The following is a 12556-nucleotide window of genomic DNA, read 5'->3' as shown; positions in this document are numbered from 1 at the left end:
TTCTGGAAAACAGCGATTACGTTGCCAGAGTCCCTGCGAGCACTTTGAGCGCGGGACGATGGAACCTTGGCATGGTCTCCGGGCCGTACAACGGTCGCGTATAGGATGTTTGGCGTAGGGCTTGGCGCCAAGCTTGTAGGGCGCCCCGCAAGGTGGCAGAGTTCGGATCATGCAGACTCCATCGTCCTCTACCATCCCCGCGTCGTCCCGCCTGATTCTGGCATTTTCCTGCCTGGGGCACCTATATTCCCATCTGGGGGCGCCGATCTTCTTTGTGGTCGCTTTGGCCCTGGAAAGGGAATGGGGCCTCAGCCACGGCGAGACGGTGGGGCTGATCGTGGTGGGCAACCTGCTCTATGGCCTGGGCGCCCCCCTTGCCGGCTGGCTCAGCGACCGCTGGAGTGCCCCCGGCATGATGGCCGCCTTCTTCCTGGGCACCGGATTCGGCTTGTTTCTGGCGGGCTTGGCGGGCACGCCGGGCGAGGTCATGGCGGCACTGGCGGTGACGGGCCTGTTCGGGTCCATCTACCATCCGGTGGGAATCGCCTGGCTGATCAAGCATGCGGTCAACCGGGGGGCGGCGCTGGGTATCAACGGCATCTTCGGCGGCGTCGGGCCAGCCGTGGCGGCGCTGTCGGCCGGCTTGCTCACCGATCTGTTCGGCTGGCGGATGGCCTTTTTGGCGCCGTCGGTGGCGATGGTGGCCACCGGCGTCGTTTTCCTGGCAATGCTGCGCCGGGGGATCATTGTCGAGTCGGCGCAGGATCGCCGCACCGACCCGCCGGCTTCGCGGCGCGATCAGGTGCGGGCTTTCCTGGTCATGTCGCTGACCATGATCTGTACCGGCCTGATCTATCAGGCCACCCAGTCGGGCCTGCCCAAGATCTTCACCGAACGCCTGGTGACGGATGCCGGGGGCGTGCTCGGGGCATCGATGGGGGTGGCGCTGGTCTATCTGGTGGCGGGCGCGCTCCAGGTGCCGGCCGGCTGGCTGGCCGACCGCTATCCGCTGAAGACCATCTACATCGGGACCCTGCTGGCCCAGGTGCCCTTGCTGGTTCTGGCCGGGTCGATGGTGGGGCTGCCTCTGGTGGGGCTGGCCATGGCCATGGTTTCGGCCAACGTCGGGCTGCTGCCGGCCGAGAACGCCCTGATCGCCCGCTATTCTCCCAGCCGCTGGCGGGGCTTGGCCTTCGGGCTCAAGTTCGTCCTGGCCTTCGGGGTGGCCGGCCTAGGGGTGAAGATGGAAGGGATGCTCTACGACGCCACCGGCGGTTTTTCGGCGCTTTTCACGGTGCTGGCCGTCCTGGCCTCCTTGGCCTTCCTGTTCGCCCTATTGCTGCCCGGCGAGCGGCGCGAGGCGGTGGTGCTGGGGGTGGAACGGGCATGACGACTCTCCGGCACCTGACCGGCCATCTGCGCGATTTGGCCGCCCCGCTTCTGGTCGGCGACACCCTGCGCGACCTGATGTCGGGGGGCGGCCATTCCCCTTACCTGAAGCGGCATCGGGCTGCAGTGATCGTCGACCGGGTGCGGCTGGTGTCCGGCGCCTTCGCCATCCTCACGCCGCTGTGGATTTTGGTTGACGCCCTGGTTCTGCCTTGGCCGGCCTGGGGCGTATTGGCGGGGGTGCGCGTCTTTTCCAGCCTGCTTTTCGCGGTGCTCGCGATTCCTTGGGAGATCGACCGCACACCCCGTCTTGCCATGGTCATGCTGGCCGGCATGCTGGTCAATCCGCCGCTGTTCTACCTAGCCGCGCTGCCTTTGTTCGGAGGGGTGGCGCTCGGTCCTGTGGGGGAGGTGGTGGCGGCACTCTACGCCCTGCTGCCTTTCGTCATGGTGGCCGGCCTGGCGGTATTTCCCCTGACCATCGCCGAGGCGGTGGCCTTCGCACTGCCGGTGGTGATCCTTACCGCCGTGGGCGCCGCCTTCGCTATCGACTTCACATGGCCCGCCTACATCGGCAAGCTCTGGCTCCTGGCCCTGATTCTTGGGGTTGGTGGGGTGTCGGGGGTGGGCCAACTGCGCTACATGATCGCCCTGGTCAGCCGGGCGAGCCAGGATCCCTTGACCGGCGTCTTCACCCGGAGGTCGGGGGCCGAGATCATCGACCTGCAGTTTCGCATGGCGATGCGCCAGGATACCCCCTTCGCCGTCCTGTTCGTGGACCTCGATAACTTCAAGTCCGTGAACGACGTTTACGGCCATGAGGCGGGCGACGCGACGCTTCGCGTCCTGGTCGCGGGCCTCAAGAACAAGCTGCGGCGCGGTGATGTGATCGTGCGCTGGGGGGGCGAGGAGTTCGTCGTGGTTCTGGGGAACATCGACTGCCAGGGTGTGCGCTTGGTGCTGCGGCGCATGCTCGACGAATGGTTCGGCCTGCGGCCAGACGGCCTGCCGCTGACCGCCAGTCTGGGCATCGCCGAGCGGCAGGCCGACGGGATCAACGACTGGAACAAGCTGATCGAACTGGCCGACCAGCGCATGTACCAGGCCAAGAAGGCGGGCAAGGCCCGCGCCGTCGTCTGCGGCGGCGCGGAGATGACCTGACGCCTACACCCTCGTTTCCAGGAAAAGGCCTTCGGCCACTGCCTGCTGATCGCTTCGCAGGCGGTCGAGCAGCGGTGCGGTCGCGTCGCGCCGTCCCCAGCCGTCGAAATGGATCAAGTCGGCGAGCGGCAGGCGTGACCGCCAGCCCGCGCTGGCCAATTCCGGCTGGGCATGGAAGCCGCTGACCCTGCCCAGGCAGAGGTAGGCCACGGGAACTTCGCGGGGCGGAATGGCGAGTGCCTCCTGCAGGCCGTCCGCGTCCAGGATACTCACCCAGCCGACGCCCAGTCCCTCGGCGCGGGCCGCCAGCCAGAGGTTCTGCACGGCGCAGACGCTGCTGAACAGGTCCATGGCCGGGATATGGGTGCGCCCGATGACCACGGGGCCGGCACGGTCGCGGTCGCAGGTGATGCATAGGTTCAGCGGCGCTTCCATGATTCCCTCCAGCTTGAGGGAGCGGTAGGTCTGGCGCTTGTCCTCGGGAAACATCAAGGCGGCATCGGCGTTGGCCTTGAGGAACAGGTCATGGATATGACGCTTGGTTTCCGTCTCGCGGATCAGGATGAAGCTCCAGGGCTGCATGAAGCCGACCGATGGCGCGTGATGGGCGGCGGTGAGCAGGCGACCCAGGATTTCGTCGGGGATCGGGTCGGGCAGAAACTCGCTGCGCACGTCGCGGCGTTCCAGGATGGTGCGGTAGAGCGCGCGGCGGTCGGCGGCGGAGTATGGAGCAGCGGGCAGAACTTTGGTCTGGGTGTCCATCGGGGGTCCCCTTGCGATGGGTGCATCCGTTCCGCTGTCCGCGCGGATCGGACTTCCCTTCCGGCCGGTCTTCTGGCTTGGGATCGCCCCGCTCCGGACGCCTTCCCGGCCTTGTGGCCAGTGGCATGTCGCCGGAGAGTCCCCCTTACAGCGTTGGGCACGTCGCGGAATTTCACCGCGTTCCCGATTCTCCCGCTCGCGCGGGCACCGGAAGGTGGCCGGGTGATACCAGAAGCCGCGTTGGACGGCTATAGGAATTCGCGGTAATTCCCCCACTTGACGCAGGGGCTTCGTCGTTGTCGAATGCCACCAGATAGGAATTAGAGGAAAGTCCGGGGTTAGGGATGGGGGGGCTACGGATGCACCTCAAGCAGCTGGTGGGGTCGCTGGGCATTACTCGCAGCCAGATGGTCAGTCTGCTTTGGGCGCGCGAGCATTCGCCCTATCTGCAGCGCCACCGGGCCGCCATCGTCATCAGTCGCGTGCAGTTGGTATCCGCTGTCTTCGCGGTGTTGACGCCCTTGTGGATTCTTGTGGATGCCGTGGCCTTCGCTTGGCCAGCCTGGGGAATCCTGGGGGGTATCCGGCTGTTTTCCAGCGCTGTCTTTCTGGCGCTGGCGTGGCCCTGGGAATTCGAGAAGACCCAGCGCAACGCCTTCCTGATGTTGACCGCCATGCTGGTGAATCCTCCCCTTTTCTATCTGGTGTCGATTCCTCTGTTTCACGGCGTCCCGCTGGACGGATTGGCGGCCATCGTCGCCGCCTTGTATGCCTTGCTTCCTTTTGTCGCCATCGCCGGCCTCAGCGTCTTTCCGCTGACCATCCTGGAGGCGCTGCTCTATGCGTCGCCGGTCATGGTCCTGGCTGCGGTTGGGGCGGCATTCGCCGGGACGGGCTTTTCCTGGCCGACCTACATCGGCAACATGTGGCTGCTGGGACTGATCTTCGGTGTCGGCGCCTTGGCCGGGGCCGGCCAACTCAACTACATGATTGCCCTGGTCAGCCGGGCGAGCCAGGATCCCTTGACCGGCGTTTTTACCCGGCGATCGGGCGGCGAGATCATCGATCTGCAATACCGGGTTGCCGAAAGGCACGACTCCCCCTTCGCCATTGCGTTTTTCGACCTGGACAACTTCAAGTCCATCAACGATCGCTACGGACACGAGGAAGGGGACGCGGCCCTGCGCACCCTGGTCAACGCACTCCGGGCCAAGCTACGCCTGTCGGACATCATCGTTCGATGGGGGGGCGAGGAATTCGTCGTGGTGCTGACCAATACCGACGCCAACGGTGTGCGCTTGGTCCTGCGGCGCATTATGCAGGACTGGCTGGGCAATCGGCCCGACGGTGGCCTGCTGACCGCCAGCATCGGCGTCGCCGAACGCAAGGCGGACGGAATCGGCGACTGGCCCAAGCTGGTGGAACTGGCCGACCAGCGCATGTACCAGGCGAAAAAGGCGGGAAAAGCCCGATCCATCTCTTGTTGTGGCGAGGAAATCTTGCCGGGCAGCGGGTGATCCGCCGACGCGTCGTTCCGACCGGAGCGGGAGGCATCATTCCAACCGGCCAATGACTTGACCGGCTGGTATATTCTTTCTTGTCCCTTGCCGGGCGCCGCCTTTGGCGGCTTGGCCGCGGCCGCAATGGCCGCTCGATACCGGCCAACGATCATTTCGAGGGGGAGCCGGTATTATTCCTCCAGGCGCTCCGCCCGGTTAATCATGCGGTCGATTTCCTTCTTCACCAACCGCTCGATGAGATAGGGCAGGTTGCGGTCCAGCCATTCCTTGAGCATGGGCCGCAGCATCTCGCGGACGATCCCCTCGAGGGTGACGCCTTCCTTGCCGGCATTGATGGCAAGGTCGCGCTGATTCAGGATCGCCTTGGCCAAGTCCGACAACACGTCGGTCGACCGCTTGGCGGTGGTTTCCGACATGATGTGGGGCATCGCCATGGGCTCGGGCGCGGCTACCATGGCTGCCGTCAATTCCAGGATATCCTCTGGCTCCACCGGCATGACGAAGGCCGGCGGCGGAGGAGGCGGCGGAGGCGGAGGCGGAGGCGGCGGCGGAGGCGGCGGAGGCGGAGGCGGAGGCGGAGGAGGCACGAATACCGGCTCTGGCTCTGGCTCCATCAGCTCAATGAGCGGCTCGGGCTCAGGTTCCGGAAGTGGCTCAGGCTCCGGCTCAGGTTCCGGCTGAATTTCAGCCGCCATCTGCGCCATGGCCGCAGCCATGTCGAGTTCTTCCTCTTCCGGTTCCGGCGGCGGAGGCGGTGGAGGAGGCGGCGGCGGCGGCGGAGGCGGTGGAGGAGGAGGAGCCTTCGGCTCCTCTTCGGTGTCTTCGGCCAGAATACGGCGGATGGAGGCGAGAATATCCTCCATCGAGGGCTCTTGCCCTCCATCTGCTTCGCCGTTGGTTTGTCCCGCCTTGTCGATCATCGATTCCGTGGCTGGCCGGCCGCCCCCCAGGTGGGCTGTCGCGATACGGTACAACAGATCGCCCGTGCCGCAAACGCCTGATCCAGTCTTCCCCCCTACTATTTGACCGGTTTGTCGCTGATGTCGCCGGAACTCGATCCGCCGAACCACTTATCCCTGACTTCGTTGTAATGGGCCAGCGGATTGTAGATGGCGGCACGCAGGTTGAGCTTTTCTGCCGTCAATTGCCCCATGGCGGCCTTGAGGTCGAAGATGGCCACCAGTTCGTCACGCTGGGCCTTCACCAAGTTGACCTTGGCATCCAGGACTTCCTGTTCGGCGTCCAGAACATCAAGAACGGTGCGCGAACCGACGGCAGCTTCCTTTTCCACGCCTTCCAGTGCAATCTCGGAGGCCCGGATCTGGGCGCCATAGGAATCGACGCGGGCCCTGGCCGACTCAAGCTGTTCCCAAGCGCGGACGGCCTTTTCCCGCGCGTCGCGACGTTCCTTGTCGGTCTTGTGGCGATCCTGAGCGGCGAGTTGCTTGGCTTCGCGCAGGCGGGAATAAACGGACCCCTTCTCGTAGAGGGGAACCGTGAGGGTCAGCTTGCCTTCCAGGGTGTTGATGCGATTGTCTTCGGCCGAAGAGTCGTAGTCCTTGCTGGCCTTGGCCGACAAATCGAGACTGGGCATCAGTTCGCCCCGCACCACGTCGACATACTTGTCGGAGGCGGCCGAATCGAGTTCCGCTGCCTGGACCAGGGGATAGGCAACCGTCGCGACCTTGAGTGCCTCGTCCTTGCTGACGGGAAGATCGGTCGGCATGCCGGGGCGAGCCAACTTTCCGGCTGCCTCGCCGACATAGTTGGCGTAGGTCGCCCGCGAGGCTTCCAAATTGTTTTCCGCCTGGATGCGATCCGCCTGCGCCTTGGCGACACGGGCTTCCGCCTGATGGACGTCGGTGCGGGTAATCTCGCCGACCCGGAAGCGGTCGCGCGCGGCTTCGAGTTGGCGGCGCAGCACCTGTTCGTTACCGCGATTGAGTTCCAATGTGGCCTGCTCGCGCACCACATCCAGGTAAGACGTCGCCGCCTTGCTCAGGATGTCCTGTTCGGTGGAAGCCAGCCGGGCCCGTTCCGCCAGCACCTTCAGTTCGGCACGATCCGTCTCGTTGAGGGTGCGGAAGCCGCGAAAAAGGGATTGGGTCAGGCTGGCGCCGACCGACTTCGGGTCCCGATGCTGGCCGTAGGCGGTGGTTCCCGCGGTGGCGGCGTAGTTGTAATAGGCTTGGCTGGCGACGCTGCCATCGACGGAAATCTTGGGACGCCAGTTGGCCAACGCTTGCGGCACGCCTTCATCCGTGGACCTCACCTTGGCGCGCTGGGCCTGCAAGGTGGGATTGTTGGCGTAGGCCGAAACGAGTGCTTCCTCCAGGGATTGCGCCCAGGCCCATCCCGGCCCCAGCAGAGCCACGGACGCAACGCCGCCGATCAATGCCCCCCGCCAACCCATCAAGATGCTCGCTCCTTCCCGTCCGCCAACCGTCATGTCCTTCAAAATACTGTATCCAGCGATTTCGAAAGATACATAATATGGAATCACTTTGTAAATACGATCTTTGGGACCGAATTCCAGTTTTTACCCGTCATCAGAAGACGAAAGCCGCTTTCTGCGCGAATCCAGGCAAGGGCGGGGCGCCCAATTCGAATAACTCGCGCCGGGCGAAGGTCGACCCATGGCGCGATAGCAGGATTCCCTTGCCGACTCCCTGCTGTTGGATAGCCACCAGGCGCCCGCCTTCCGCCAACTGTTCCTGGATCGCGCGCGGAATATCGGCAACAGCCCCGCCCATCACGATGACGTCGTAAGGTGCCTGGCGGGGGTAGCCGGATTCCAGAGGGCCTTCGGCCACCACTATCGACGCGGCGTGTTGATCGGCCAAGATGCGGCCGGCAAGAGCCGCCAGTGCCGGGTCCGATTCCAAGGCGACCACGGCATTGGCGATACGGGCGATGACGGCCGCGCCGTAGCCGGTGCCGCATCCTACTTCAAGCACTACGTCGGTTTCGCGGATTCCTGCCGCCTGGAGAAGGCGGGCCAAGGCCAAGGGTTCCATCAGGAAGCGGCCGTGTCCCAAAGGAAGGGCCTCATCGCGGTAGGCCAGAGCCTTGGCCGACTCGGGGGCGAAGGCCTCGCGCGGTACGGCGGCCATGGCGGCGAGGATCAGCGGATCGTTCACCCGGTTGGTGCGGAGCTGGCTTTCCACCATGTAGCGGCGGGCGGCGGCGTAGTCCATGGCGTCCTCCGGAATGGGCCTAGAAAAACCGTGCTCATTCTAGGCGGCGGCGCGGGGAACACAATCACGTTTGCAAGCGGGCGAAAAAAGAGCGCCGGGAGCCGGATTCATATTCTTGACCAGGGAGGACTCTGCGACTAATGTCCGGTCCCGCCGCGGCTAACCGGGGCGCGTGGCGCGGTGGCAGAGTGGTTATGCAGAGGACTGCAAATCCTTGTACGTCGGTTCGATTCCGGCCCGCGCCTCCAGCTTCTGATCCGGCGTAGCTCAACGGTAGAGCATGCGACTGTTAATCGCAGGGTTGTAGGTTCGAATCCTACCGCCGGAGCCAAAACGAAGAGCCCGCCAGGGAAACCGGCGGGCTCTTTTCTGCTGTAGGAATGTCGGTTCTCGTCATGAATGAGCATTCACTGCCATAACCGAGGGCGAGGTTTCAGGCAGCTGATGCCAACACCGCACGACAAGTTCCTCTACCCGAGATCGGCACGTGGCATCCGCTGCTAAAACGCTAGCACGGGTTAGCGGCTGCTGAACGCCAAGGTCCGCATATAGTTCACGGATGGACTGATGGTTTGCGTTTAGCACCATAACCAGCGCACCACGCTCGGTCGCTCTAGCAATGGCGTCGCGCAGGCGCACTTGGTCGGCCCACGAGAATATCTTGTCGTTGTATTTGATGAAACCGTTAAGGTTGTGTTTAACGGTGTATGGCGGGTCAACGAACACGAAGTCTCCATCGCCAGAGATGTCGATAGTGTTCTCAAAGTCGGACTGCCAGATATCTGCGCGCTTCAGTGCGTTTGAGACGGCATCAAAGTTATCCGTATCGAGAACGACCTTAGTCTTGGTGCCAATAGGTACATTGAACTCGTTCTTAAGGTTAACCCGATAGAGGCCGTTCCAACAGGTGCGATTGAGATAGATGAACCACGCGGCTAGTTCCGTTGGATTAATGGGTTTTGCGGAGCGAGTGTTGTAGTAGTGCTCCCTGCTATGTTGGCGGTGATGAAGTTCCAGCAACTCGCGAACCTTTCTTGGCTCATCACGTACGGCGCGGTAAGTGATTACGAGTTCAGCATTCAAATCAGTGAGCAATGCGCGATCCGGCTTCACGGAGAAGAAGAGGGCTGCGCTCCCCGCAAACGGTTCAATGTACCTTCCGGAAAACTTCGGCAAGAGGCCCGGGTGGTGCTCACAGAACCACCTTTTCCCACCGGCCCACTTCAGGAAGGGTATGACGATTCCGGACGGCTGTGAGATCATGCCTGTGCCCCCGCACGTGCACGCAACTCTCCGTCAAGCCAACGAAGAAACGTTACGTCCTCCGGCTTGTAGTTCCGGTTTCCTGCAGGATGTGCACTCACACGCCGAGCGGTGTTCAACTCCACGAGCCAGCGGAGGTTCTTTGCGTGCCCCTTGTCGCCCGGCATCTCGATGTCAAATACTTCCTTGAAGATCGGCCAGTTATTCTTGTGCTCAATTATTTCTTTGAACTCGAGAAGATCAAAATAGACATCGATATCGTTATCTTCTCCTTTCTTTTTAGCCTCTAGCTGTCGAGCGTAGGCCTTTATCATTATCTGGTCGTTGGCAACAGAAGATTCAAGATACTTGTCCCCATGCGCCTTCCTGAGGATGGAAATGGCGACGTCATGGATTAGTTTCTGAAGTCGCTTCACGGCGTCGTCGGCAAACTTCGTGTCATCTTCACTCGCTTTCCGCCGCCATTCAGAGAAACCGCTTGGCTCAAAGTCCTTCGTTTCTGACGCAACTGACTCGCATAGCTTATAGTAGTGCTCGACCGCGCCGCCAGAACCGAATTTCGGCTTGAAGCGGTTGCCGTATTCTTCGTCAGTCGCGTTGGCAATGTAGTCGAGAACAGGCTGAAGGTATGGCCTGAGCTGATCGACCAGTTCCATGCCCTCAAGCTGCAAGGGATTTTGCTTGGTTTTTTCCTGTACGTAGTTGATCAGTGCGCTGAGTAGCCGAATGTGCCCACCCACCGAGATGTTTGAGCACAAGTATCCCTGCTTGCCCTTCTGCCACCGATCAGGGTGTGCTTCGTAAAGCAGGCCAAAGTACCCATTCAGAGCGTCTGCCGCTTTGTCCAGGGTTGCCTTGTCATCCTCACCGCAAAGCGGACCATGCTTGTACTGCTTTCCTCTGAGGATCTCAGATCCGAGAAGGTCGGTGGCCAGGAGCCCGATCTTAAACTCCGGAACGGTGAGCGGCACCTCATCGGTTTGCTTGATACCGGGAGTGGCTACGCGCTGATAGAACGGACTGGAGTTGTCACTGTTCACAAGTGCGACCAAGCGGGAAGCTATGGCTCCAATTCTCTCTTTGGGGATATCCGAGCCCCACTTGAGCTCGCCCTCCAGCTCATCGAGCAAGTTCTTGGGTACGCGCTTCTGTTCGTGGTTGATTGTCACGAACAGGTTGGCCTCCTTCGCCTCAGGCAACTTCTCGAAGGCCACGACAATCAGGTGTTCCTTCTTGCGTTGCTCCTCTAGCTCGCTGAAGGCATACAAACGATGCTGGCCGTCAACTATCCATGCCGACTTGTACTTGTTCGGGAGATAAAGCATTCCGAACTGTACGGGCCAATCTCCAGGGTTCGCCATAGGGTCGAAGCGCATACGATCCTTGAAGTTCATGAGGATGCTGTTGGGAAAGAAACCGCCGCCTCCAAGATACCGTGAGATCTGTTTAAGCCTATTCTTGAGTATAAGGCGTTGGTACGTGGGTGCGCCATCCGGGTCATTGAGCGCTCGATGGTTCACGAAGGCGATCTTGAGCAACTGCTCCGGGGTAGCAACAAATGCATAAAACTTATTGCCGCCTAGAGTGCCGCGAATGGCGGGAGTAGTCCTGTTTTCCATCTCAGGAACGGGTACGCCGCCGAGATACTCAGCAAGGAACTGTGGCCTTGCTGCCGAGCCCAGGTGGTCAATGATTTGGCTGAAGTAGCGGTACTCACTTTCGCGCATAACATGGATACGGTTCTGACGCGCCCTTTCGATGTCCGGCTTTGACCAGATCACATTCTCCGTCACGAAGAACCAAAGAATCTTCGGCTTGAACCCCGCTCCGTAATGCCGCTTGATGGTGGTGGCAATTGGGCCTTTGAGTGCAATGAACTGATCCAGATCCTTGTTGAGGTTCCGGCGCTTTGGGGTCTCGCAAGACTTGCACTCGGCCACAATGACTGTCTCGTCATCCTTCGCAAACACGTCAATCTGCTTGTAGATTGGCGGCTCTCCAGACTTAGAGACGAGTATGTTGTAGCTTCTGCCCGAATTAAGCTCATTGTATCCAAGGCGATACATTGAACACCAGAAGCGGTTCTCCAGTCTTTCATCGATTGGCTTGCGACGCTTCACCTTGGCATGCTTGGCATCTTGTTTTTGCAGGTGCCAACCTTTCTCAAGGTATCCCTCAATTTCGCCAATGGGGATGCGCTTCTCCTGGAACTCCTTGCGCCGCTCGTTGAATTCACTCTTGAGCGTGTGCGCGTCACTCGGTGGCGGGGTTAGGAATTCCTGTTTGGTCTTGTTGTTTGAGATATGCATCCTACGCCCCCCCCCTCCATGTCTTTCGATCAATATTACAAGGCCAGTGTTTGGATCGCAACCGTCGATAATGACCTGTGTCGCTAACAGATGATATGACCGCCGTAGGTAACACGTGATCTGTCCGGTTTAAGTCGGCCGTCCAAGGAAGGGGGCCGGCGATGAGACGGACGGAGGTGTTGCAAGGGATACGGCGAATGAAGTTCGCGGAGATTTACGGCCGCGTGGAGCGGCGGGAGTTGCGTCAGGCGGAGGCGGCGGAGGTTCTGGGGATGAGCGAGCGGACGTTCCGGCGCTGGCGGGACCGGTACGAGGCGGAGGGGGCGGAAGGCCTTCTTGACGGCCGGCTGGGCAAGATATCGGCCCGTCGAGTTCCGGTGGACCGGGTGATGGGGATGCTGGAGTTGTACGACACGCGGTATTGGGATTTCACAGTCAAGCATTTCCACGAGAAGCTGGTGGCGGAGCACGGATTTCCGCACAGCTACAACTGGACGCGGCTGGCGCTCCAGGCCCAGGGCCGCAAGGCCAAGGCTTCCCGGCGCGGGGCGCACCGGCGCAAGCGGGAGCGGCGCGCCCTGCCCGGCATGATGCTGCACCAGGACGGCTCGACGCACGAGTGGGTGCCGGGGCAGGTCAGCGACTTCACCCAGGCCAAGCCCCTGATCGTCGATCTTCCCGCTGGATACGTTCTCGGCGACAAGGGCTACGATTCCGCCGATTTCCGCGACGCCATCCGAGCCCAGGAGGCCGTTCCGGTCATCCCGCCCAGAAAGACCTCGCCCCAGGTTCCCTGCGACTACGCCCTCTATTGCGAGCGCAACCTCGTCGAGCGGTTCTTACTCAAAATCAAGCACTTCCGACGCATCGCTACCCGCTACGAACAGACCCCAAGGGCCTTCCTGTCCATCCTCTCCCTGGTCAGTGCCTTTATCTGGACCCGCTGAATGTCAAC

The 12556-nt window shown here is 61.6% G+C and carries 10 protein-coding genes, 2 tRNA genes and 1 riboswitch; of the genes, 6 read left to right on the top strand and 6 right to left on the bottom strand.

All coding sequences use genetic code 11. The annotated features are described in order from the left end of the window. Window positions 1–169 precede the first annotated feature (169 nt). Window positions 170–1390 carry an MFS transporter gene (locus H7841_01395; protein ID MEO5335536.1) on the top strand — a complete coding sequence of 407 codons (1221 nt, stop codon included), beginning with the start codon at window positions 170–172 and terminating at the stop codon, window positions 1388–1390. Then, window positions 1387–2550: a diguanylate cyclase gene (locus tag H7841_01390; GenBank protein ID MEO5335535.1), complete on the top strand. Its 1164-nt coding sequence runs from the start codon at window positions 1387–1389 to the stop codon at window positions 2548–2550. The genes H7841_01395 and H7841_01390 overlap by 4 nt, the downstream gene beginning before the upstream one ends. Window positions 2551–2553: 3 nt before the next feature. Here the strand turns inward: H7841_01390 and bluB are convergent, their stop codons facing one another. Next, entirely contained in the window at window positions 2554–3312 is a 759-nt protein-coding gene (gene bluB / locus H7841_01385) for a 5,6-dimethylbenzimidazole synthase (protein MEO5335534.1), read from the bottom strand. Between the two features lie 44 nt (window positions 3313–3356). After that, window positions 3357–3539: riboswitch (cobalamin riboswitch) on the bottom strand. Between the two features lie 132 nt (window positions 3540–3671). Between bluB and H7841_01380 the strand changes: the two genes are divergently transcribed. Then, window positions 3672–4829, top strand: a complete 1158-nt coding sequence (locus H7841_01380) for a GGDEF domain-containing protein (protein MEO5335533.1) — start codon at window positions 3672–3674, stop codon at window positions 4827–4829. A 173-nt stretch (window positions 4830–5002) separates the two neighbouring features. On the opposite strand, the gene H7841_01375 is transcribed toward H7841_01380, so the two are convergent. The 3 genes from H7841_01375 to H7841_01365 all read right to left on the bottom strand — a co-directional run bounded on the left by H7841_01375 (window position 5003) and on the right by H7841_01365 (window position 8029). Further along, on the bottom strand, window positions 5003–5695 hold the full coding sequence (locus tag H7841_01375; GenBank protein MEO5335532.1) for a DUF2497 domain-containing protein: 693 nt from the start codon (window positions 5693–5695) through the stop codon (window positions 5003–5005). A gap of 155 nt (window positions 5696–5850) precedes the next feature. Further along, window positions 5851–7245 carry a TolC family outer membrane protein gene (locus H7841_01370; GenBank protein MEO5335531.1) on the bottom strand — a complete coding sequence of 465 codons (1395 nt, stop codon included), beginning with the start codon at window positions 7243–7245 and terminating at the stop codon, window positions 5851–5853. Between the two features lie 136 nt (window positions 7246–7381). Next, window positions 7382–8029 carry a protein-L-isoaspartate O-methyltransferase gene (locus tag H7841_01365; GenBank protein ID MEO5335530.1) on the bottom strand — a complete coding sequence of 216 codons (648 nt, stop codon included), beginning with the start codon at window positions 8027–8029 and terminating at the stop codon, window positions 7382–7384. A gap of 174 nt (window positions 8030–8203) precedes the next feature. On the opposite strand from H7841_01365, the gene H7841_01360 reads away from it, so the two are divergent. Beyond that, window positions 8204–8277 (top strand) — tRNA-Cys (locus H7841_01360). Window positions 8278–8285: 8 nt separating this feature from the next. Continuing rightward, a tRNA-Asn gene (locus H7841_01355) sits at window positions 8286–8360 on the top strand. A 62-nt stretch (window positions 8361–8422) separates the two neighbouring features. On the opposite strand, the gene H7841_01350 is transcribed toward H7841_01355, so the two are convergent. Next, window positions 8423–9292 carry a Dam family site-specific DNA-(adenine-N6)-methyltransferase gene (locus H7841_01350; GenBank protein MEO5335529.1) on the bottom strand — a complete coding sequence of 290 codons (870 nt, stop codon included), beginning with the start codon at window positions 9290–9292 and terminating at the stop codon, window positions 8423–8425. After that, window positions 9289–11601, bottom strand: a complete 2313-nt coding sequence (locus H7841_01345; protein MEO5335528.1) for a DGQHR domain-containing protein — start codon at window positions 11599–11601, stop codon at window positions 9289–9291. Before H7841_01345 ends, H7841_01350 begins: the two co-directional genes overlap by 4 nt. Before the next feature lie 197 nt (window positions 11602–11798). Between H7841_01345 and H7841_01340 the strand changes: the two genes are divergently transcribed. After that, on the top strand, window positions 11799–12548 hold the full coding sequence (locus tag H7841_01340) for a helix-turn-helix domain-containing protein (protein ID MEO5335527.1): 750 nt from the start codon (window positions 11799–11801) through the stop codon (window positions 12546–12548). Window positions 12549–12556 lie beyond the last annotated feature (8 nt).

Origin of the sequence: Magnetospirillum sp. WYHS-4, from assembly GCA_039908345.1 — a bacterium.
In the GTDB taxonomy this organism is placed as follows: domain Bacteria; phylum Pseudomonadota; class Alphaproteobacteria; order Rhodospirillales; family GLO-3; genus JAMOBD01.
Note: the sequence above shows the minus strand (reverse complement) of the source record. Positions and strands in the feature narration are given on the sequence as shown.

Excerpts from the sequence above, each read along its gene's own strand:
- H7841_01345 (MEO5335528.1), bottom strand. The coding sequence starts at position 11,601 with ATGCATATCTCAAACAACAAGACCAAACAGGAATTCCTAACCCCGCCA.
- H7841_01375 (MEO5335532.1), bottom strand. The coding sequence starts at position 5,695 with ATGGAGGATATTCTCGCCTCCATCCGCCGTATTCTGGCCGAAGACACC.
- H7841_01365 (MEO5335530.1), bottom strand. The coding sequence starts at position 8,029 with ATGGACTACGCCGCCGCCCGCCGCTACATGGTGGAAAGCCAGCTCCGC.
- H7841_01370 (MEO5335531.1), bottom strand. The coding sequence starts at position 7,245 with ATGGGTTGGCGGGGGGCATTGATCGGCGGCGTTGCGTCCGTGGCTCTG.
- H7841_01395 (MEO5335536.1), top strand. The coding sequence starts at position 170 with ATGCAGACTCCATCGTCCTCTACCATCCCCGCGTCGTCCCGCCTGATT.
- H7841_01390 (MEO5335535.1), top strand. The coding sequence starts at position 1,387 with ATGACGACTCTCCGGCACCTGACCGGCCATCTGCGCGATTTGGCCGCC.
- H7841_01340 (MEO5335527.1), top strand. The coding sequence starts at position 11,799 with ATGAAGTTCGCGGAGATTTACGGCCGCGTGGAGCGGCGGGAGTTGCGT.
- bluB (MEO5335534.1), bottom strand. The coding sequence starts at position 3,312 with ATGGACACCCAGACCAAAGTTCTGCCCGCTGCTCCATACTCCGCCGCC.
- H7841_01380 (MEO5335533.1), top strand. The coding sequence starts at position 3,672 with ATGCACCTCAAGCAGCTGGTGGGGTCGCTGGGCATTACTCGCAGCCAG.
- H7841_01350 (MEO5335529.1), bottom strand. The coding sequence starts at position 9,292 with ATGATCTCACAGCCGTCCGGAATCGTCATACCCTTCCTGAAGTGGGCC.